The 20,912-nt window shown below is 39.8% G+C and carries 21 protein-coding genes; 1 reads left to right on the forward strand and 20 read right to left on the reverse strand.

Annotated elements, in window-relative coordinates; all coding sequences use genetic code 11:
• Positions 1–133: 133 nt before the first annotated feature.
• From thrB to mecA, 3 genes are all read right to left on the reverse strand, one after another.
• Positions 134–1,003, reverse strand: a complete 870-nt coding sequence (thrB, locus tag KV696_RS02820; protein ID WP_024057159.1) for a homoserine kinase — start codon at positions 1,001–1,003, stop codon at positions 134–136.
• A 1-nt stretch (position 1,004) separates the two neighbouring features.
• Positions 1,005–2,291, reverse strand: coding sequence for a homoserine dehydrogenase (locus KV696_RS02825; protein ID WP_219966795.1), 1,287 nt, complete (start codon positions 2,289–2,291; stop codon positions 1,005–1,007).
• Between the two features lie 147 nt (positions 2,292–2,438).
• The gene (mecA, locus tag KV696_RS02830; protein ID WP_219966952.1) at positions 2,439–3,176 is read right to left on the reverse strand and encodes an adaptor protein MecA; all 738 of its coding nucleotides are present in this window, start codon (positions 3,174–3,176) and stop codon (positions 2,439–2,441) included.
• Between the two features lie 124 nt (positions 3,177–3,300).
• Between mecA and KV696_RS02835 the strand changes: the two genes are divergently transcribed.
• Positions 3,301–4,779: an oligosaccharide flippase family protein gene (locus tag KV696_RS02835; protein WP_219966796.1), complete on the forward strand. Its 1,479-nt coding sequence runs from the start codon at positions 3,301–3,303 to the stop codon at positions 4,777–4,779.
• Between the two features lie 96 nt (positions 4,780–4,875).
• Here KV696_RS02835 and KV696_RS02840 read toward each other — a convergent pair whose 3' ends face one another.
• The 17 genes from KV696_RS02840 to KV696_RS02920 form a co-directional block, all read right to left on the reverse strand.
• On the reverse strand, positions 4,876–5,688 hold the full coding sequence (locus KV696_RS02840) for a LicD family protein (RefSeq protein WP_219966797.1): 813 nt from the start codon (positions 5,686–5,688) through the stop codon (positions 4,876–4,878).
• 58 nt (positions 5,689–5,746) lie between these two features.
• Positions 5,747–7,906, reverse strand: a complete 2,160-nt coding sequence (locus tag KV696_RS02845) for a LicD family protein (RefSeq protein WP_219966798.1) — start codon at positions 7,904–7,906, stop codon at positions 5,747–5,749.
• A 21-nt stretch (positions 7,907–7,927) separates the two neighbouring features.
• Positions 7,928–8,896: a glycosyltransferase family 2 protein gene (locus tag KV696_RS02850; RefSeq protein WP_219966799.1), complete on the reverse strand. Its 969-nt coding sequence runs from the start codon at positions 8,894–8,896 to the stop codon at positions 7,928–7,930.
• Positions 8,893–9,738, reverse strand: coding sequence for a LicD family protein (locus KV696_RS02855; RefSeq protein WP_219966800.1), 846 nt, complete (start codon positions 9,736–9,738; stop codon positions 8,893–8,895). The genes KV696_RS02850 and KV696_RS02855 overlap by 4 nt, the downstream gene beginning before the upstream one ends.
• Positions 9,739–9,862: 124 nt before the next feature.
• Complete coding sequence (locus KV696_RS02860) at positions 9,863–11,158, reverse strand: LCP family protein (protein ID WP_219966801.1); 1,296 nt, start codon at positions 11,156–11,158, stop codon at positions 9,863–9,865.
• Positions 11,155–12,003: a prephenate dehydratase gene (gene pheA / locus KV696_RS02865; RefSeq protein ID WP_219966802.1), complete on the reverse strand. Its 849-nt coding sequence runs from the start codon at positions 12,001–12,003 to the stop codon at positions 11,155–11,157. The genes KV696_RS02860 and pheA overlap by 4 nt, the downstream gene beginning before the upstream one ends.
• Positions 12,000–12,476 (reverse strand): shikimate kinase, encoded by a 477-nt coding sequence (locus KV696_RS02870; protein ID WP_219966803.1) that lies wholly within the window; start codon positions 12,474–12,476, stop codon positions 12,000–12,002. The genes pheA and KV696_RS02870 overlap by 4 nt, the downstream gene beginning before the upstream one ends.
• The gene (gene aroA / locus KV696_RS02875; protein WP_219966804.1) at positions 12,469–13,752 is read right to left on the reverse strand and encodes a 3-phosphoshikimate 1-carboxyvinyltransferase; all 1,284 of its coding nucleotides are present in this window, start codon (positions 13,750–13,752) and stop codon (positions 12,469–12,471) included. Before aroA ends, KV696_RS02870 begins: the two co-directional genes overlap by 8 nt.
• Before the next feature lie 91 nt (positions 13,753–13,843).
• Positions 13,844–14,182 carry a YlbF/YmcA family competence regulator gene (locus KV696_RS02880; RefSeq protein ID WP_219966805.1) on the reverse strand — a complete coding sequence of 113 codons (339 nt, stop codon included), beginning with the start codon at positions 14,180–14,182 and terminating at the stop codon, positions 13,844–13,846.
• 53 nt (positions 14,183–14,235) lie between these two features.
• The gene (locus tag KV696_RS02885) at positions 14,236–14,523 is read right to left on the reverse strand and encodes a hypothetical protein (RefSeq protein WP_219966806.1); all 288 of its coding nucleotides are present in this window, start codon (positions 14,521–14,523) and stop codon (positions 14,236–14,238) included.
• 144 nt (positions 14,524–14,667) lie between these two features.
• On the reverse strand, positions 14,668–14,817 hold the full coding sequence (locus KV696_RS02890; RefSeq protein WP_196229775.1) for a hypothetical protein: 150 nt from the start codon (positions 14,815–14,817) through the stop codon (positions 14,668–14,670).
• Between the two features lie 10 nt (positions 14,818–14,827).
• On the reverse strand, positions 14,828–15,931 hold the full coding sequence (locus KV696_RS02895) for a prephenate dehydrogenase (protein ID WP_219966807.1): 1,104 nt from the start codon (positions 15,929–15,931) through the stop codon (positions 14,828–14,830).
• Between the two features lie 9 nt (positions 15,932–15,940).
• Positions 15,941–17,107 (reverse strand): chorismate synthase, encoded by a 1,167-nt coding sequence (gene aroC / locus KV696_RS02900; protein WP_219966808.1) that lies wholly within the window; start codon positions 17,105–17,107, stop codon positions 15,941–15,943.
• A gap of 9 nt (positions 17,108–17,116) precedes the next feature.
• Complete coding sequence (gene aroB / locus KV696_RS02905) at positions 17,117–18,184, reverse strand: 3-dehydroquinate synthase (RefSeq protein ID WP_219966809.1); 1,068 nt, start codon at positions 18,182–18,184, stop codon at positions 17,117–17,119.
• An 18-nt stretch (positions 18,185–18,202) separates the two neighbouring features.
• Entirely contained in the window at positions 18,203–19,057 is an 855-nt protein-coding gene (locus KV696_RS02910) for a shikimate dehydrogenase (protein WP_219966810.1), read from the reverse strand.
• Entirely contained in the window at positions 19,047–19,724 is a 678-nt protein-coding gene (gene aroD, locus KV696_RS02915; RefSeq protein ID WP_000767765.1) for a type I 3-dehydroquinate dehydratase, read from the reverse strand. The genes KV696_RS02910 and aroD overlap by 11 nt, the downstream gene beginning before the upstream one ends.
• Positions 19,721–20,884: a class I SAM-dependent rRNA methyltransferase gene (locus tag KV696_RS02920; RefSeq protein WP_219966811.1), complete on the reverse strand. Its 1,164-nt coding sequence runs from the start codon at positions 20,882–20,884 to the stop codon at positions 19,721–19,723. Before KV696_RS02920 ends, aroD begins: the two co-directional genes overlap by 4 nt.
• Positions 20,885–20,912 lie beyond the last annotated feature (28 nt).

Below are 20,912 nucleotides of genomic sequence, written 5' to 3' on the forward strand. Positions count from 1 at the left end.
CAAAGCAGTGCTTTGAGCAACCTGCGGCTAGGTTCCTAGTTTGCTCTTTGATTTTCATTGAGTATAAACTTCTTTTCAAAAAAAGGATAGGAAGCCCTCTGGTCGAGAGTTTCCCCATCCTATCTTCTATTCTTTATTTTGCTTCGACACGGACACCTTGGGTATCAACCTTCAAGTCATGAAGTTTTCCTTTGAAAGGTTGCTTTTCCAATTCTGCCTTAATCGTTGGCATCTTGTCATGAGAAGCCAAAACCATAACTGTCGGCCCAGCACCAGAGAGGTAGGTTGCATAGGCACCATTTTCTTTGGCCACTTGCTTAATCGTCGCAAATTCTCTCACCAAGTCCTGACGATAGCGCTCGTGGAAGAGATCTCCCTCGATTGCTTGCCCAGCGGTCACCATGTCTCCTGCCAACAAGGCCGCAACCGCCACATTGGCGATAGAACTGGCCGCAACAGCTTCCTTGTAAGACAATTTCTTAGGCAAGACGCCACGGCTGTCTCGAGTACGCAATTCATAGTTTGGAATGTAGGCTAGGAAATCACACTCTGGGAAATCTGCTACGATAGCAGAAACTTGCCCATCAACGGAACTTGCAATAACGAGATTACCATAAATGGCTGGAGCCACATTGTCAGGATGTCCTTCAATCTTGGTCGCCAACTGCAATTTTTCATGATCAGACAAGTTGAGCTGACCCAGTTGGTTGGCTAGTTCAATCCCAGCTACAATAACAGAGCTGGAAGAACCCAAACCACGCGCCAAGGGAACATCACTGGTCATTTTCAAACGTCTTGGCTGCAAGTCTGGTACAATTTGTAAAGCGATTTTGAGCAAGAGGTTACGCTCGTCGTGGGGAATCCATTTGCCAATCTGATGTTCAATCAGCCACTCATCCCGTTCTTCACATACCTCAATTTGAAGATACTTGGTTACAGCTACACCGACCGAGTCAAAACCTGGCCCGATATTGGCACTGGTTGCAGGTACAATAATCTTCATCTTATTCTCCTAGCACCTTGAAGGTATTTAAGAGGTCGAATTCTGAAACCTTCTTCAATTCAGCTGAGACATTTTCAAGCTGGGCTTTATTAATCTTGTGTGTGATGATCACAACACGCGCCTTGTCACCTTCTTTTCCATCTTGGAGGATTTGCTTGAAGGAAATATCTTGAGCATTGAAGATTTCAGCCAATTTCAAGACCTGACCTTTTGAGTCTGGAGCCAAGATTGAGAAGTAGTAATTAGCTTTGACATCTTCAGCATTTGCCAAGACCAAGTCACGGCTGTATTCGTTGAAATCTTTGCCAATGGTACCATCATTCAAGCGACGAACGATACGGACAATATCCGCCACCACACTTGTTGCAGTTGGTTTTTGACCAGCACCTGGTCCGTAGTACATAGACTCACCAATACCGATAGATTCTACAAAGACAGCGTTCATCACTCCATTCACACTAGCAAGTGGGTGTGCTTTAGGAAGGAAGGTCGGAGTTACTTCTGCAGCAATTCCTGAAGGAGTTTCCTCAATAGAACCAACCAATTTCACTACATAGCCAAGTTCTTGGGCTACAGCTACATCTTCTGGTGTGATGTTGCGGATTCCCTTGTGGGCTACATCATCAAAAGCAACCTTCATGCCAAAGGCAAATTGGCTCAAAATCACCATCTTGTAGGCTGCATCAATTCCATCTACATCATTTGTAGGGTCGCTTTCTGCAAAACCTAGTCTTTGTGCTTCCGCAAGAGCATCATCGTAAGACCATCCTTCTTCGACCATCTTGGTCATCATGAAGTTAGAAGTTCCGTTGACCACGCCAAGGACACGAGTGATTTTATCAGAAGCCAAGGAATTTGCTAAAATACGAAGAATTGGAATCCCACCAGCTACTGCTGCTTCATAGTAAAGTGCTACCTTGTTAGCTTTAGCGATTTCTAACAATTCTGCACCATGGACAGCCAAAAGGTCCTTGTTAGCAGTAACAACGTGCTTCCCAGCTTCCAAGGCACGAGTGATAAAGGTTTTAGCAGGTTCGATACGCCCCATCAATTCCACTACAATCGTAATGTCTTTGTCTGATAAAATATCATCCACATTGGTTACAAAGTTAAAGTCATTCCCTGCTGCAAGCAAGCGATTCTTTTCATCTTCATCCTTGACCAATACCTTGGCAACTTCAATCTCTGAATGTGCTGATTGATTGATTTTTTCTCCATTTTCCTTTAGGAGGAAAGGCACACCACTTGCAACGGTACCAAATCCTAGTAAAGCAATTTTAACTGTCATGTTTGTCTCCTCGAAATTTTCTATTATAGCCATTATAACAGAATTTTGTGAAAATTCCTATTATAGTAAATCACTATTTCAGTCTAGAAAAAAACGAATCAGATGATTCGCTCTTCTTAAAATCTAGAAATAGCTTTCCAGAAATGATTATCCAATTTTTTTCAGATTAAGTACTGCATCGTGATTCATCAAGACTTGACCATACTCTTGCAAGACTGAACGACTGATGTCACTATCATCCGCAAACTCGCGCATACGGGCCAAAAGCCAAGCTGGATATGGACTTGGATGATTTTCAATATCCACTAAAATGGTTAAATAATAGCGCTCATTCACTTTGTAGAGTTCAGAAGTTTCCATCTCAAAAGTCACTGTCTGGGCAAAAGCTACCAAGTCAGCTAATTTTGCAAAAGAAAGGATGTAGTAGATGTAAGGCTCTTTCTTGCCTTCAACTTCTTGTTCAGCCTGCTCATGCTCTTCTTCCTTGGCTTCTACTTGCTCTAGAGATTGAATCGCTTCAATATCATCCTTAGTTTTGTCTGCGATGCTTTTTTCCAAGGTTTTGATAAATTCATCTGGCGACATTTGAGCCAATTCTTCCATGTCTGGCAAATCCGATAAGTCTTCAAAATCTAGATTTTGGTCAATCTTTGATTTGGTTACAAAAACATCAACCTTATCAGGTTTTGGAGTCACACGGAAGCTCAACATACCTGTATCCAAAAAGCTCTCAGGCATCTCTAACTCATCCAAGATAGCATAAAAGAACTCTTCTGTTTTTTCTTGAGGAACGAGAAAGTCAGCAATCTCCATTCCTCGATCCATCAAATCTTCTAAAGACATCGTGATTTTCAAAGTTGTATCACTAATTTGTTTCATTTTCATTGCTAGTAACCTCATACTTTCAGTTCTATCTATTATACTAGATTTTTACGATTTTATCAAAAGAATGGAGCGAGAATGTGATATAATACTAGAGACCATTTTACAATACAAGAAAGAAAGTACAATGAAAAATATAAAAGTTAATGCACTGGCTAGCTTACTAGTCAATGTTCTCAATATCGTTTTTCCGCTGATAACCAATCCTTATCTGACTCGGATTCTCAGCAAATCCAATTACGGTTATTTCAATACCGCAAATACCTGGGCTAGCTTTGTCATTCCTTTAGCCGCCTTTGGAATCTATAACTACGGAATTCGAGCTATCAGTAAGGTCAAGGATGATAAAAATAAAATCAACTATGTTTTCTCTAAGTTATTCTATATCTCCATTATTACATCTGTTCTAACAACAAGTATCTATTTCCTATTTATTTATCTGGATAATAGTATTGAAAATTTGAAAGAACTCTACTATATACTTGGTGTCCAGGCTCTCTTCCAATTCCTTTATATCGAGTGGATGAATGAAGCTTATGAAAATTATGCATTCATCTTATACAAAACATTGGTTATTCGTATTGCCATGTTGGTCGCTATCTTCACCTTTGTAAAAACTCCAAATGATATCGTACCTTATGCAATCATCATGAGTGCAACGACAATTCTCAACTATCTACTCAGTTTTCTCTGGATTAAACGAGAAGTTTCCTTTGTTAAGATTGGTCTTGTCGAATTAGTCAAAGCATCTAAACCACTCTTGACCATGTTGCTTCTAGCTAATGCCAATATGCTCTACACCTTACTTGATAGAATGTTTATCACCAAAGGACCTGATGAAAACTATATTTCTTATTATACCATTGCTTCCAGCATCGTCATGTTGATTGCCAGTGTCTTGAGTGGAGCTATCAACGTTAGTATTCCACGTCTCGGCTACTATCTCGGTAAGAAAGACTACGAATCTTATAAAAATCTTCTAAACCAAGGAGCCGCCCTCTTTTATTTCCTTATCATTCCAACCAGTATTGGGATTATGGTATTAGGGAACTACGCTGCAGTCATCTATTCTTCTGAAAAATACCTTGAAGCTGGTATTGTGACTAGTGTCTTCGCTTTTCGGACTATCATTTGGGCCATTGAGTTAATCCTTGGTAAACAAATTATCTTCATCAACGACCACGAAAATCGTTTAACAGTCTTTTACTTTATTGGTGGCGGCGCTAATATCCTACTCAACAGTCTCTTGTATTTCAATAATATTTTCGCACCAGAGTATTACATTGCTACTACTATTATTGCAGAAACTGTAGTTGTTCTACTGGAAATTTACTTTATCAAGAAACATCATCTGCTTGACTTAAAAGAAATCTTTACTACTTTAACACGCTATACTATTGTATCGCTCGGATTCATTCCGATCTATTTTGCGTTTAAATTCCTTTTCCAAATCAACTCTTATATAGTCAACCTCAATATGATACTCATGGTTCTCTCGACTGTTGCAACCTGTGGAATCTACTATCTCTTGATACTTTTTATCACAAAAGATAAAACATTCCATTATGCACTCAATCTTGCTATTGCTAAGATTAAAAGAAATTAAAAAAATCACCTACCTATCTAAAACAAGGAATATTCCAGTAGATAGGTAGGTTATTTATTTTATCGAATTATCAAATCAAAGCAACTTGCTCATAAATTAATCAATCCAGTAATTTTTATCAGTTCCTGGATTTTGATTTTCAATAGGTGGAGGAGTCATATAGTCTTCACCAAACTCGTAAACTAAAATCTCATGGAATTTTCTAGGAACCTTCACAAGAATATTCTCATATGGCATTTCAATTGTATCATATAACCACTCTTTCTTAATTCCACTTGGATAGTAAGAGTCATAGGTAGTACATGCAAGATCTGTAGCCTGCTCAACATCATATTGCAAAGCTAACTTCTCTAATTTTTCATTCCATTTCTGTGGAGAAGTCAGTCTAAAAATTGTAGATGCAAAATAACGTGGTAAATTTTTGACACCTCCATTATCTATTTTGACTCCTTTAAAATTCAGAGACGAAAGTCGAATAAATTGTTTATAAAGCCTCATCTTTTTTCTATCACGTTCATCTGTAACAACCCCATCGTATGGGAAAATATCAACACAAGTACCTAGAACAACCGACTTATCTAAAAGATTAGCATCTCTTCTTGTCCTCACATCATAAACTCTCATATATGTATAAGGGTAGCCTTTTGTTTCTCTATATGAAATTAATCTGTAGTAGGGATGTTTTTCATTTTTTAATATCTCATAGAGCTTTTCAAATTCATCTCGAGCCAAAGAAATGTCGGTATCATCATCCCAAGGAATAAAACCTTTATGGCGTACAGCTCCTAGCAAGGTTCCAAAATCAATAAAATACTTGATTTCATGCTCCTCACACAATTTATGCAAATAGTTTAAAATATCTAATTCAATTTGTTTAATTTCTTCAAGAGTCAAAATTTTCTCTGACATCTATTATTCACTCCTAATCTTTTTACATCGAGTTAATGGCTTCTTCATTTCAATGACATCATTGGGATACCTTAATAATCTTCCACAATTGAAAATCATGATGAGAGAACCTTAGCTCAACTGGTGGCAGTTGCGTGTAATCTCCGTAGTCCGAGGTCAGAATTTCATGATAGTTTTTTGGAATCATAAATTCCTTACCTTCGAATACACCCGTAATAGTTTGTTTCAACCACTCTCGCTTCCAGACTGGTTTATTCATATCTTTATAAATAAGATAGTCAACCAACTCGTAATCATCTACTTTTCTAGATTGAGCAAGATCATCAATGCCTCTAATATACTTATTCGTATTTGTGAAATAGAAGATAATGACCGATATATAGCGAATTAAAGAATTTAATAGACTTTTAGTATTGGTAATCCCTTTAAATGTATAACAGCTTAATTGACGTTTTTTTATAAGTCTCGTCATTTTATCTTTAAAAACCGAGTCATCCTCGTAACCATCTACAGGGAAAATATCTACATAAATTCCCATATTGGAATCAATTCGAACATCTTCTTCTAGTAAATAAGTTTGATTATCCTGAACTTTCATAAAGGGATAAACATAGTTGAGATTATTTTTATAAGACATCACTTCGTAACGTTCATCAGGGTTAGCGATAAGATAGTCTTGCAACTTTTCATAATCTTCTCGTAACATACAGATATCCATGTCATCATCCCAAGGAATAAAACCTTTGTGACGAACCGCACCGATAAGACTGCCATAAGCTAGGAAATATTTGACACCAATTTTCTGACAAACTTCATGAATATATTCCATGATTCCTAGTTCCATCTGTTGAATCTCTCTAATATCAGTTACTTCCTGATAACGAATACCTTCATCACGTTTACAAATAACTAATCCATAACCAATGATCAACCAAAAGATAATATTGATAAAGTTAGTTGAATACATAATCTGACTTTCAAATAATTGACCGAACAAGATGCCAAAGAAAAGAATCATAATCAACTTTTCAGAGTTCTTTTTGGAAACAATCAAATAAGTCAAAAAACGTTTCATTATATATCCTAGTATAAGGAGAAAGGATACTAAACCTAAAATTCCAGAACTAACAAATATCGTTACCAAAATGTTATGGAAATTTCCACCAATAAGAGAATTTTGAATTTCGAATTTACTGAAATATTTTGTGTAATAATCTGGAACATTCCGTACACCATAACCAAAAATTGGTTTTGCACTTCCCATTTTTATAGCATTTTTCCAAATATAAGTTCTACCACTAGGTGTTGTTTCTATTAGATGAAGTTCGCCTGTTTTTTTTATAACTGAAGAATCTGTTTCTGCATAAGATTGTCCTTTATTTAAGTCTAATACAGTCGCTTTCCCCGAAGATATGTAAATAGAAGTTACATAACTCAATCCGATGTTAGTAGCAGAAACAAGTAAAGCAGAAACAATAAAGATTAGAAATCGCTTAGCTAACTTGCCCCTGTTAATAAAGAAACTATAAAACCCAATCATTAACACTAAAGATAATAAAGCACCCCTACTTTGCATGGTTGCAAAGTAAACTAATTGAATCACATTATTCAGTTTTAGATAAACAGAGTATTTGTTTCCTTTATGAATCAAATACATAGCCAAAACAATGCTAATATATGAAAAAATTGCACTAGCATTGGGATTAACAATTCCCCACAAACGCCCATTCATAACACCATAGTAATAAGATTGCTGTCCAATTTTAAATAGGATAAGTACTTTACTTACTAATAATGTAAATGCAAATATAGCAGAAGAAAAAGAAATAATTTGAATAGTGTAAGAAATCCAATCAAATAATTTCTTTAATTGACCTGATTCTAACATGGTAAATAATAAAATATAGGTTACCATAAAGAGGATCTCGATCACATTTCCAATCAAATGTCCAGAGCGATTAAAAATAGCTGATAACAGATGACTTCCAGCCAATAGACCAAATAAGGACAGAAATTTACGATCCACTATGATTTTTTTCCACTTAAACAATAATGTATAGCAAATATAAAACAATACAATTGCTGATAATCCCTTATAAAGAGGATTGGCTATCTTATAAACTAGTGAACTCATACTTAAAATCGAAATAAAAACAAACAGATATGAAACCCATAGTTTTGATTTTTCAAAGTATTCATTCATTATTGGAAAATTCATTTTCAACTCCTTCTCATAATATTAGTTTCTTAATCCAACAATTTTTTTATATATCCATGGAGAAAAGACAAGTGACAGGACAGCTATCTTACGAAATGTGGTGAAATAAGTATCCTTCCATATTTCGTGTCGATGCTGAATAATCCAAGTTCTTAGTTCGACTTTCTCCTTTTGATACTGCTCAGATGAAGTAAATATGATTTTATCGTAGACTGTGATATATGACCAACATTCTCTATTTTTTAATTCATATTTTAAATTAGGAAATACTTGTGATACTTGGGCAATAATGTTCTTATAAACTTCTATCGTATCAAATACATACCGATTAACAGATGTTGTCGCACTTCCCTCACGATGATCATAATAATAAATTGGTTTGTCAATAAATACGCTACTGCATCTTGTCTTTAGTAGCAATTCAGTTAAAAATAAGGCATCTTCAGCTAGATGGTAGTCTGTATTAAATTTCTCATCTACCAGCAGGTCTCTCTTAAATAGTTTTGCGACTGGAAAGAATGATGTCTTAGTGGTCATCAGTAATTCTTTCATGGTTTCTTCTGTTGACCAAAGTTCTTTTCTACCAGAATACGGGGGTAAATCTGTCACTATTCCATTTTTGATATGATGTAGAGGAGCAATCACAAAACCTACATTTCCTCCCTCAACTGCACTAGCTAAAGTAGCTAGGTAATCCTTGGTGACGAAATCATCACTATCAACAAAAGTTATCCAAACACCCGTCGCTAGCTGAATTCCAATATTTCTGGCATTAGAAACACCAGCATTTTCGATATGGTAAACCTTGATATTTTCATACTGATATGCTAAATGATCACAGATTTGTCCACTGGAATCAGTAGATCCATCATTTATTAGGATTAGTTCAAAATTAGTATAAGTCTGATGAAGAATTGACTCCACACATCGCTCCAGGTAGGCTTCTACATTGTAGACTGGAACGATAACGCTAATTTTTTCACCCATCATGCTCCATATTCTCCCTTGTATTCTGTATAAGACTTATCCATATCAGCGATGACAGCATCATGATGTGGTAGCTGCTTATCTGCTGGTGGAGGTGTCATATAATCCCCAAAAGCAGTGCTGAGATAGGCATCGTAGCCAACTGGAATAGGCATCTCTGTCCCTTCAAATGGTAAGAAAAGATTATCTTCAAAAGATGCGATTGGGTACTTGTTTCTCATGTAGCCAGGACCTGAGCATAATTCCGTGATTCCATCGCTCTCAGCGAGACTGTACTTGGTCATTTCTTTCTCAGCTTTTTTCCAAATGCGATAACGTAGAGATTTCGGCGTTAAACCGAGTAAAATGCGGCTTCCCCACTTCATAAGTGCGCCATGTTTTTCTGGAATAGTTTGCGCACAAAAGAGTGAATAAATCAAGGCCCAGCGAACCTGTTTCTTTCTCTCAGCTGGATTTTTCGGATAATAATCCAAAGGCAACACATCCAAGGCCAGACCATGTGGTAAATTCAAAGCCTGCTGGTAAGGTTTGATACAGGTGGTTTCCTTGTCACGAATGGTAATAAAAAGATTGCGGTCGACAAAATCCTTGTTACTCTTTGACAAGAAATAACGCTCATCTGCATAACGAGGCCATAATTCTGCTAATTTCTCATAATCCTTACGAGGCATAAAAAAGTCTAGGTCGTCATCCCAAGGAATAAAGCCCTTGTTTCGAAGGGCACCAATAGCACCTCCTCCACAGAGATAACAGAGCAAATCATGTTCTTTACAAAAGGCCACAAAATATTCAGCCATCTCTAGACTTCGAGCCTGAATTGCTTTTAAATCAGTCATATTGTTCATTATTCTTTCTATCGTATCGTTCCATTATACCACAAATAGGGGGTGAAAATCTATTGCAGACTGTAAAAATCAAAGCCTGACTGCTATCCAAATAGCTATCAAACTTTGATTTTTCTGTCTTATCTTATCTCAAGCCCATCTGAGACAATTTATTCTGATATTTATTTTGATCGACAAGCAAGCCCAAGCCTCCATAAACATCATAGGCATCTACCCAGTCACCAAGTTCTGGAATCGTCAATTTTTCAATACCATTTTGAACTCCGCCTAGGAAAGACAAGCCATTTGTTAACAGGAAGGTATAAGGAACATTCGTTGAGGTCATTGCGAATACCTTGCCAAGTGCCTCTGAGCCTGTAAAGAGCTTGGTTGGATCTTTGATTTGCTGAAGAACTGCTGTCAGTACTTGTTGCTGTCTTTTGGTACGGCCGTAATCCGCCTCATCATCATCACGGAAACGAGCATAATTGAGCAAGGTCGAGCCATTCATCTGCTGTTTTCCGACTTTGATGGTTTGGGTTGGAGACTCAGTCTCAGTAGCGTGTAAATCATCTCCGACTGTAGCTTCTGTTAGTGGACGCCCATTCAATGTTGAAAATTGAGCATCAATTGTCACCCCATCAGGGAAAAGTGTGTCAATCGCTGTAGCAAAGGCCTGAAAATCGACCAAGGCATAGTACTTAATGTCCAAATCAAAATTATCTTTCAAAACTTGACGAACCATTTCTGCCCCTTTTTGCCCCTCTTGTTCTCCTAACTCATAGGCTACGTTTAACTTGTTATCCGTCTGTTTTCTACCGTTAATGACTTGACTGTAACCGTCTATATAAACCAAATTGTCACGCATGAAGCTGACCAGCTTAATTTTCTTATCCGAACCGCCAACATTTAATACCATAATAGAGTCCGTCCGCGTCTCAGCGCTATTTTGACCGATTCGGCCATCTGTACCCATGATCAAAATATTAACCCCATCTCTTGTGTCTTGACCGTTAAAGACTTCTACTTGAGCTGCTCGGGCATTGGTAGTTTTATCTGGATTAGCATTGGTGTAACCTTTTAAGAACATAAAAATCATACCCAATGTTAGACAAGCTAAGATAGCCAGTAAACCTGCGAAAATGCGCCCCCACCGTAGCTTCCGCTTTTTAGTTTTTTTCTTTGGAAGAGAATTGATTTTCTGGTATCTCTCAGAACGACTACGGATATTATAAGAAGGAATCGAAGTGTTAGCACTTGTCTTTCTATAATCCTCTGTCAATTCCTGACTTTCTGAGATGGCGTCATTACTTGCCTTACTTAATTTATCTTGCAAATAAGCAAATTCTTTTTTCTCTCGCTCATTGAGGTAGTGAATATTCTTAAGTAGATAGTCATAACGCAACTGCTCGTGGTGGCTTAAGGGATTTTCTTTACTCATCTTCTCTCCTTTCCATGGTCTGATATTGGATAAATAGGATAGGCACCCAGAACCTTATACTGGATTCCGATAGCTTCTAATTCTTTTTGAGCAAAGTGAACCAAGTCCTTATCAGTATAGTCCACATCGATAATGAAAAAGTATTCGCCCAACGCTGTCTTGAGTGGACGACTTTCAATTTTTGTCAGGTCAATTCCTCGCCAAGCAAAGGTCGACAGGGCCTTATAAAGTGCACCTGGAAGGTTGTCAGGTAAGGTCAAGGCCAAAGTCATTTTCTCAGTTTGTGCTTGCAAGGGAATACTAGGCTTTTCAGCTCCCAAAACCCAGAAACGTGTGAAATTGGCTTCCATTTCCTGAATATCTTCGGCAATCAGTTCCAAGCCATATTCTTCTACAGAACTTCTAGGTGCAATGGCCGCAAAAGGCTGGTCAGGATGTTCGGAAATAAAGCGAGCCGCATAGGCTGTACTGGCTGTCACCTCTATTTGAGCATCTGGATACTCTTCATCGATGAATTTCTTTCCTTGTGCCAAGGCCTGTGGATGAGAAAAAATCTTTTCAATCATAGTGTGACCCGGAACCACCATCAACTGCTGGTGAATGGGTTGAACAATTTCTGCTACTGCTTGAATGCGAGCCTGATGAAAAAGGTAGTCCAAGGTTTCATGAACACTACCCTCGATAGAATTTTCAACTGGCACCACAGAATAGTCCACTAAGCCTTGCTCATAGGCCTTAATGACATCTGTAATATTGGCAAAGGCCTGCAATTCCTCATGAGGAAAAGCTGTCTGCACAACGTGGTGTGAAAATGATCCCTTGGGACCTAGATAAGCAATTTTCATCTTAGTTCCTCTATAATTTCCTCTGGGCTTAACTTGGTCACATCTAAAACCCGACTGGCTACTTCCTCATACCAAGCCTGTCTTTCTTGGAAAATAGCTGCTAGTTTTTCCTTGCTATTATTTAGAAAAAGCGGACGCTGATTGTCCTTATCAGCTGATATGCGTTGGTAGAGGGTTTCAAAGTCTGCTTTCAGGTAGATATTATCAGAATTTGTCTTGAGCAAGTCACGATTTCGCTGAGAAATGACTACTCCCCCACCAGTTGACACAACTTGGTTTGTTTGTAGTAAATCAGCTAGGACTTCTGATTCTACCTGACGAAAGGCCGCTTCTCCCTTTTTAGTGAAAAAATTCACAATGGACATACCTAAGCGCTTCTCAATCAAGGCATCCATATCAAGGTAATTAGGGTCCAAGCCTCTAGCGATTGTTGACTTACCAGCACCCATAAATCCTAGTAATACCTTAGCCATGAATCAAGCTCTCCAAATCATCAAAGAAGCTTGGATAGCTGGTATTGATGGCTTCAGCACGGTCAAGCTCCACTTCTCCATCAGCAACCAAGAGGGCTGCAATGGCTGTCATCATTCCGATACGATGGTCACCAAACGTATTGACTCTAGCACCGTGAAGGCCTGGTTTCCCTTTGATAATCATTCCATCAGCTATAGGAGTAATATCTGCTCCCATAATATTTAAGGCGTCTGCCACAACCTGAATGCGGTCTGTTTCCTTGACCTTAAGTTCCTCAGCATCTTTGATAACTGTTATACCTTGGGCTTGGGTCGCCAAAAGGGCGATAATTGGCAATTCATCAATCAGGCGTGGAATCAAGGCACCGCCAATCTCTATTCCTTGCAAGTCAGAAGATTCAACAGTCAAGGTTGCAGATTTAGCCACTGGGTCCATTTCGGTTACTTCCAATTTTCCACCCATGGCACGAATGACATCGATGATACCTGTACGCGTTTCGTTAATACCTACATTCTTAAGCACCACACGAGAATTTGGAACAATCAAACCAGCAACTAACCAAAAGGCTGCACTGGAAATATCTCCTGGTACGACCACCTTTTGTCCAGTCAGTTTTTGAGGCCCTTGGACTGTGATTTTTTTACCATCCACACTTAAACGGCCACCAAATTGTTGCAACATATCTTCAGTATGGTTACGGGTGCATTCCTTTTCGATAATCACGGACTCCCCTTGAGCCTGCAAGGCCGCAAACATCAAGGCTGACTTGACTTGGGCTGAGGCAATCGGCAACTCATACTGAATAGGTGCTAGGTTTTTCGTCCCTTTTAAATGAAGGGGAGGCAGATCTCGCTCAGTTTGCCCTGAAATGCTGACACCCATTTTTTTCAATGGAATCGTCACACGGTCCATAGGACGTTTGGAAAGACTGTCATCTCCAAACATTTCTACTTCAAAGTCTGCACCAGCAAGAACGCCTGAAATCAGGCGAATCGAGGTTCCAGAATTTCCCATATCAAGGGCATTTTGTGGCGCTTTTAAGCCATTCATACCTACACCTTGAATAGTAATCACATCGTCTTTATCTTCAATCTCAACACCAAGGTCACGAAAGACTTGCATGGTCGAAAGGACGTCTTCACCACGTAATATATCATAAACCTTGGTCTCACCCTCAGCCAAACTTCCAAAGATAATGGAACGATGGCTAATAGACTTGTCACCTGGAACTCGGATACTGCCATGTAAGTGGCGAATGTTTGTTTTTAGTTTCATACTGGACCTCATACTTGCAATACTTTTACTTATTTTATCATAAAAAGCCAGAAATTCCTTAAAAATTCCTGACTTTAGGATTGTTATTTTCTTATTTTAGCAATTCTGAAACTGGTTCAAAAACAATTTTTTCAATGTCAGAAAGGTAAATGGCCAATTGTTGTTGCTTTGTAAAGAATTCTGACAAGAGGCTATTTCCTTGAATCTGCTTGCCAAAGCCTTCCATTTTAGCTTGGAAAGAAGCATCTGGCATTTGACCTGTCTGGGCTAGTTTTTGAATTTCCTCTTGAAAGGCAACATATTCTGTAAAAATTTTGCTTGCCTCAGCATCTGCTACAATCGCATCTTTAGCTGCTTTAACCGCCTTGTATTCTGGTAATTCGCGTAGACCGCGACTGAGTTCGTTTGCACTATCGTAAATATTTGACATGATTTTCTCCTTATTTATTTCTTTTAAAATTACTAATCACTCTGTGGTCTTTATTATTGTGCAATCACTTTTATATGACCTCTTGAATGTCCATTGCTTAATTCCTTATCTGGTATATACTCTATCTTCAAAGTTCCTAAATTAGAACCTGTTTTTATTTCATTTGACATAAGATTATCAAAATAGTTATCTATCTCATCATCAGATAAGGATGATTCAATCGATTTAACAATATCATGAAATACTTCTTTCATTCCTGCAACACCAGATTCACTATTTTCATTTGTCTGATTTATTGTTACATTGATTTTATCAGTATCATTTGCATGTAAAAGCTCCAAGTAATATCCGTAGCTTGATGCGAGATATTTTATTTTTATATTTCCTTTTTTGATATTTTCTAATGGGTTATTAGAATTTTGATTATAGCTATTGATAAACTCATTAATAATTCTATCGTCTAAATACTTTGAATTGGTTTTCTCTTAACTTATTTCCTTGTTGGATGGTTCATTTTTTGTCTCAACACTTGCTTCTGAACTAGTTTTCACATCCTTTTTAACAGCGTAAGCTCTAAGTAAGATAAAAGAAATAAAGATAATACCAAATATGAATCTAGGCTCTATTTTAGGCATATTTTTCTCCTTATTTGACAACGACTGTGTAGTCGGTATTTTCTGTTATGAGATGCTCAGCTCTTTCCAAGTCTTGAGCATTTTTAAATGAAATTTGTAGGATTCCATGAATATCCTCACGGTTTTCCTCGTTGATGTGGATGTTAACCAAGGAAGTTCCACGTAGCAGTTCCAAAATCCGCAGGATGACATCTTCTTCATCGGGAACATCGACATAGAGGTCGTAAGAACTGTCCACTCCACCACGCTTATGGATTTCCATGGCCTGACGTTGCTCACGCGCTTGGTTAAAAAAGTTCCAAATCTGCTCCTCATCTCCCTTGCTGATGGCTTGTCCAACCTCATCTAAACGTTCCTTGAAATCCTCAATTCGATCCAGAATGGTTTCACGATTGGACAAGAGAATGGAAGTCCACATTCCCGGCTCGCTTTCCGCAATCCGAGTCATATCTCGAAAACCACCTGCCGCAAAGCGCCTTGCCATCTCATGTTCTTGAGCATAAACCGCGGTCTGTTCCATGAGACTAGAAGCCAGAATATGAGGAAAATGGCTAATCTGAGAAGTCACCCGATCATGCTCCTTGGCATCAATCTCGATAAAACGGGCATGAAGACCTGAAAGTAAGTCCCTCATTTCCTCAAGCGTATCGTGACCTGTCAGACTCGAAGGTGTAAAGATATAATAGGCATTTTCAAAGAGATTAACATCCGCAGAAGCAGCCCCTGTCTTGTGACTACCAGCCATGGGATGGGCCCCGACAAAGCGAATAGACTTGCCAGCCAAATAGTTCTCCGCTGCATCTACAATAGCTGACTTGGTCGAACCAGCATCTGAAATAATGACACCTTCTTTCAAGTCCAAGTTGGCCAACTCCTTAATAAAGGAAATGGTTTGCTTTATTGGCAAGCTGAGGATGATGATATCTGCCAAAGGAGCAAAACTGGCAAAATCATCCGTTGCACGGTCAATCATGCCTTCTTTCAAGGCGATATCTCTCGAAGCTTGACTGCGATTATAACCTAAAATTTCATAATCTGGATGATCGCGTTTGATACCGAGTGCCATAGAGGCTCCAATCAATCCAAGACCTGCGATATAGACTGTTTTTGCCATAGGAACTCCTTAATAGTTCTTTGTATAGTCTCGGTGTTTGGCTACCGCTTCTTTTAGTTCCTCGAGATTATCTGATGAGAATTTTTCAAGGATTTCTTGCGCCAAAACCGTTGCCACAACAGCTTCCATGACCACTCCTGCAGCTGGAAGGGCGGTCGGATCACTTCTTTCAACAGTTGCCTTGTAAGGTTCGTGGGTTTCGATATCCACACTCATAAGAGGCTTATAAAGAGTAGGAATAGGCTTCATAACTCCACGAACAACGATAGGTTGCCCATTGGTCATACCACCTTCAAAGCCCCCTAGATTGTTGGTACGGCGAGTATAGCCGTCTTCTTTAGACCAGAGAATTTCGTCCATAACTTGGCTACCTTTACGGTAACCAGCTTCAAAGCCGAGACCAAATTCCACCCCTTTAAAGGCATTGATAGAGACAACAGCTTGGGCCAATCGCGCATCCAATTTTCTGTCCCATTGGACATAGGAACCAAGACCAACTGGAACACCTCCAACGACTGTCTCCACAACCCCACCGATGGTATCACCGTCACGTTTGATTTGGTCAATGTAGTCCTTGATTTCCTGTTCTCTTTCTTGGTTGACAATAGAAACGTCAGACTGGGCAGCTCGTTCCTTAATCTCAGCGACTGTTAGATTTTCAGGAACATCGATTTCCTTGCCACCAAAGACCACGACATGGTTGGCAATTTCCATATCCAGCTCAGCCAAGAGGCGTTTGGCTACTGCACCAACTGCCACCCGCATGGTGGTTTCACGGGCTGATGAACGCTCCAAGGAATTACGCAAATCGTCAAAACGGTACTTGATGCCCCCAACCAAGTCGGCATGACCTGGACGAGGATGGGTGATTTTTCGTTTGCTTTTGAGGCGGTCTTCAATGTCCTCCGCAGACATGATATCCAGCCATTTTTGGTGGTCTTTATTGATGACATCCATGGTAATAGGAGCCCCTGTCGTCTTCCCATGGCGAACACCCGAAGTAAAGACAACCTGGTCACTCTCAATCTTCATACGACCACCGCGGCCGTAGCCACCCTGACGACGTTTAAGGTCCTCATTGATATCCTCAGCTGTCAAAGGAAGTCCAGCTGGAATTCCCTCAATAATAGCCGTCAGACGGGGGCCGTGTGATTCTCCTGCAGTTAAATATCTCATACGTTCTCCTTATTTTACCAAATAGTCTTTCATCTCTTCCAAAGAAACTGGGTGGATAGTCGCTGAAGCAAGCTCTGGCACCAAGACCAATTTCAAGGTATTGCCACGCGCCTTCTTATCATGAGTCAAAGCCTGATAAAGCTTGTCAACATCCCAGTTTTCATAGTCAACAGGCAAGCCAAATTTCTGACACATAGCTGTAATGGACTGAGTTATGCCAGCTGGCATGAGGCCTTTTTCCTCAGCAACCTTGGAAATCTGTACCATTCCCATGGCCACAGCTTCACCATGCATGACTTTTCCATAACCGGCCGTTGCTTCAATGGCATGACCAATGGTGTGGCCAAAATTGAGGTAAAGGCGTACACCATTGTCCAACTCATCCTCAACCACCATCTTGCGCTTGACCTGACAAGAATATTCGATCAAGGTCTCTGCATATTCCAGAATGCTCTCTACAGAACCATCCAGCTCCGTCAAGAGAGCCCAAAGTTCTGGATCCTCAATCAAGCCGTACTTGATGACCTCCCCCATCCCTTCAATCAACTCTCTTTTTCCAAGCGTTTCAAGGACAAGTGGGTCAATCAGAACCCCGTCGGGCTGGGCAAAGGTCCCCACCATATTTTTAGCAAATGGAGTGTTGACACCTGTCTTTCCGCCGATAGAAGAATCCACCTGAGCTGTCAAGCTGGTCGGAATCTGAACAAAGTGAATACCCCTCATATAGGTAGAGGCTACAAAACCAGCCAGATCTCCAACGACACCGCCACCAAGAGCCACGATTCCATCGCTACGAGTCAACCCCTGCTTAACTAGGAATTCATAGACTTTCTGAACAGTAGTTAAATTCTTTCTTTCTTCGCCTTCTAAAAAGTCAAATACTGCTACCTGAAAACCAGCATCTTCTAGGCTGAGCTTGACCTTCTCTGCATAAAGAGAAGCTACATGGTTATCTGTCACAATGACTACCTTTTGTGGTTGCCAGAGTTCTCGCAACCATTGACCAGCCTGAGCCAGACAACCTTTTTCAATCTGAATATCATAAGGATGATGAGGAATATCGATTCTGATTTTCATAGGAGAATCTCCTTTTCTTTATTGGTATTTTTCTGTTAAGGACTGCCAAATCTCTTCTGTCGGCATTTCCTTGCCTGTCCACAGTTGAAAAGCTTCTGCAGCTTGATAGAGCAACATTCCCAGACCATTGATCGCTGGATTGCCCTGACTTCTGGCCCATTTCAAAAATGGCGTTTCAAAAGGCTTGTAAATGATATCAGCTACTAGGAGAGTTTCTGGTAAGACTATGTTTTTAGGAACTGGAGATGATTGACCATCCATCCCTACACTTGTCGCATTGACAAGTAAATCCGACTCAGCAATCCTTGCTTGCAGTTCAGGAACATCTTCTAAAGCATACAAGTCCACTTTAAAGCCTGTTTGCTCCTGTAACTTGTCTAGATAAGGTCTTGTTTTTTCCATGGAAACTGAACGAACAAAGAGCGAAATCTGACTGACACCATCCAAAATAGCTTGTGCCAAGATAGACTTGGCCGCACCACCTGCACCCAGCATGGTCATCTTCTTACCTGTAATTGTAAAAGAAGGCAAGCTCTTAAAAAATCCCTTGCCATCTGTATTATATCCAATTAAATTGCCATTCTCATTGACAACCGTATTAACCGCACCAATCAAGCGTGCTTCATCACTCAGCCCATCCAAATAAGGAATCACCTGCTCCTTATAGGGCATGGACAGGTTGATGCCAAACATCTGGTAGCGACGAATATTGGCCACTGTTTCTGCCATATCACCCGCTTCAATCTCCCAAGCCACATAAGCACCGTTGGTAGTTGTCGCCTCAAAGGCGCTGTTGTGAATTAAAGGGGAAATAGAATGCTTAATAGGATTGGCAACAACGGCAGCTAAACGTGTATAACCATCAAGCTTCATCCAAAATCTCCCGAATTTTTTTCATGTTAGCTAAGGAAATCTGACCTGGGGCACTTGCCTCATCTAGACTAGCAAAGGACCAGCTAGAACCAGTCACATCCGCAGTGATACGAGAGACCTTGCCCACCTTGCCCATAGAAATGGTCACATATTCCTGTTCAGGATTGAGAGTTTTAAAACCTCGTGTATAGTTCATCAAGTCTAAGACATCCTGCTCCGTGTGAGCCATCACTGCAACCTTAACAAGTTTTGGATTTAGGCTCGTCAACTCTGACAAGATTTCCATCATATTTTCAGGTGTTTCTTGGAAATTGTGGTAACTCAAAACGAGATTTGGGAAGTCCAGCATTTCCTCAAAAACATCCTTGTAGCTATAGTACTCAAAATCAATATAGTCTGGTTGATAGAGTTGCGCCACTTCCTTGATTAGATGGATATATTCTTCTGGAGAAAGGTCGATTTCTCCCCCTTCAGAGCGAGTTCGCAGAGTGAAAACCAACTCACGGCCTGCGAATTTTTCAAAAATAGCTGGGGCTACCTGCAAAATCGCTTCCTTAGGCAGATAGTCGGCGCGCCATTCAATGATGTCGGCATCTAGGTACCTCGTGGCATCCAGAGCCTGGGCCTCCTCTAAACTTCTTGGCATTACTGAAACGATTAATTTCATTTACTAACCTTCATACTAATCACCTTGAGGTAATTACTACTTTCATCTTTTTTATTATAGGCGAAATCTGCTGGAAGACCGTATTTGTTTAAAATCTGGTAACTTCTTCCTGCAAAGCCTTTATCAATCTGTTCTGTAAATTTCTGGCGAGATACATTGGCGGCATTGGTACTGGCAATAATAATACCGCCCGGATTTAAAATCTCAAGGCTCTGGGAAATCAACTTATGATAATCCTTGGTCACAGAGAAAGTTTGTTTTTTGTTCCGAGCAAAGCTAGGCGGATCTAGTACAATCACATCGTAGGTCAAGCCTTTTCGCTTGGCATACTTGAAATATTCAAAGACATCCATGACTATAAAACGATGCTCGTCTGTGCTGATTCCATTTGCCTGAAAATGCGCTTGAGACAATTCTCGTGAACGTTTGGCTAGGTCAACAGAAGTTGTCTGGCTAGATCCTCCCATGGCTGCAGCTACTGAAAATGCTGCTGTGTAGGAAAACATATTGAGCAAGGATTTGCCCATAGCCAAACCATCAACCAGACTACCACGAACCTCATGCTGGTCTAGGAAAATCCCTGTCATCAAGCCATCATTCATAAATACTTGATACAGAACCCCATTTTCCATAACAGTGAAAAAGTCAGGTGCTTCTTGACCATAAACATGGGCAGATTCATAGTCCAATCCTTTAAAGCGAATCTTCTCATAGGCCCCTAAAAGCTCAGGAAAAACCTGTCTAAAGGCTTCTGAGATGGTCTGACGAATCTGATAAACATAAGAGTTATACCAAGAAAAGACAGCATAGTCGCCATAAAGGTCCACTGTCAGACCGCCAAAGCCATCTCCCTCTTGGTTGAAGAGACGAAAGGCAGTTGTCAAATCATCTTGATAGTAGGCGCTTCTCTTTTCTTTAGCTTGTCTAAACAGCATTTCAAAGAAAGCTCGATTGAAGGTGATCTTGTCTTTACTGATAAACCAACCCAAGCCCTTGTTTTGCTGAGAAAGGTAGGCAGTCCCAAGAAAGGTTCCTTCCTGACTCTGCACTTCTACTTCCTGATCCTTAAGATTGACATTCTCAAGATCACTGGCTTCTAGTAAAACCAGCCCCTTAGCGAGCTTCTTTTCAACCCTTTTGCTAACTCTTATTCTATTCATAACTACCATTGTATCAAACTTTTAGACA

The sequence above is a fragment of the Streptococcus humanilactis genome (assembly GCF_019448275.1).
Taxonomy (GTDB): Bacteria; Bacillota; Bacilli; order Lactobacillales; family Streptococcaceae; genus Streptococcus; species Streptococcus humanilactis.

What these genes read in the sequence shown, in the direction of transcription:
- thrB (WP_024057159.1), bottom strand. Translation starts at nt 1,003, where the DNA reads ATGAAGATTATTGTACCTGCAACCAGTGCCAATATCGGGCCAGGTTTT.
- KV696_RS02825 (WP_219966795.1), bottom strand. Translation starts at nt 2,291, where the DNA reads ATGACAGTTAAAATTGCTTTACTAGGATTTGGTACCGTTGCAAGTGGT.
- mecA (WP_219966952.1), bottom strand. Translation starts at nt 3,176, where the DNA reads ATGAAAATGAAACAAATTAGTGATACAACTTTGAAAATCACGATGTCT.
- KV696_RS02835 (WP_219966796.1), top strand. Translation starts at nt 3,301, where the DNA reads ATGAAAAATATAAAAGTTAATGCACTGGCTAGCTTACTAGTCAATGTT.
- KV696_RS02840 (WP_219966797.1), bottom strand. Translation starts at nt 5,688, where the DNA reads ATGTCAGAGAAAATTTTGACTCTTGAAGAAATTAAACAAATTGAATTA.
- KV696_RS02845 (WP_219966798.1), bottom strand. Translation starts at nt 7,906, where the DNA reads ATGAATTTTCCAATAATGAATGAATACTTTGAAAAATCAAAACTATGG.
- KV696_RS02850 (WP_219966799.1), bottom strand. Translation starts at nt 8,896, where the DNA reads ATGATGGGTGAAAAAATTAGCGTTATCGTTCCAGTCTACAATGTAGAA.
- KV696_RS02855 (WP_219966800.1), bottom strand. Translation starts at nt 9,738, where the DNA reads ATGAACAATATGACTGATTTAAAAGCAATTCAGGCTCGAAGTCTAGAG.
- KV696_RS02860 (WP_219966801.1), bottom strand. Translation starts at nt 11,158, where the DNA reads ATGAGTAAAGAAAATCCCTTAAGCCACCACGAGCAGTTGCGTTATGAC.
- pheA (WP_219966802.1), bottom strand. Translation starts at nt 12,003, where the DNA reads ATGAAAATTGCTTATCTAGGTCCCAAGGGATCATTTTCACACCACGTT.
- KV696_RS02870 (WP_219966803.1), bottom strand. Translation starts at nt 12,476, where the DNA reads ATGGCTAAGGTATTACTAGGATTTATGGGTGCTGGTAAGTCAACAATC.
- aroA (WP_219966804.1), bottom strand. Translation starts at nt 13,752, where the DNA reads ATGAAACTAAAAACAAACATTCGCCACTTACATGGCAGTATCCGAGTT.
- KV696_RS02880 (WP_219966805.1), bottom strand. Translation starts at nt 14,182, where the DNA reads ATGTCAAATATTTACGATAGTGCAAACGAACTCAGTCGCGGTCTACGC.
- KV696_RS02890 (WP_196229775.1), bottom strand. Translation starts at nt 14,817, where the DNA reads ATGCCTAAAATAGAGCCTAGATTCATATTTGGTATTATCTTTATTTCT.
- KV696_RS02895 (WP_219966807.1), bottom strand. Translation starts at nt 15,931, where the DNA reads ATGGCAAAAACAGTCTATATCGCAGGTCTTGGATTGATTGGAGCCTCT.
- aroC (WP_219966808.1), bottom strand. Translation starts at nt 17,107, where the DNA reads ATGAGATATTTAACTGCAGGAGAATCACACGGCCCCCGTCTGACGGCT.
- aroB (WP_219966809.1), bottom strand. Translation starts at nt 18,184, where the DNA reads ATGAAAATCAGAATCGATATTCCTCATCATCCTTATGATATTCAGATT.
- KV696_RS02910 (WP_219966810.1), bottom strand. Translation starts at nt 19,057, where the DNA reads ATGAAGCTTGATGGTTATACACGTTTAGCTGCCGTTGTTGCCAATCCT.
- aroD (WP_000767765.1), bottom strand. Translation starts at nt 19,724, where the DNA reads ATGAAATTAATCGTTTCAGTAATGCCAAGAAGTTTAGAGGAGGCCCAG.
- KV696_RS02920 (WP_219966811.1), bottom strand. Translation starts at nt 20,884, where the DNA reads ATGAATAGAATAAGAGTTAGCAAAAGGGTTGAAAAGAAGCTCGCTAAG.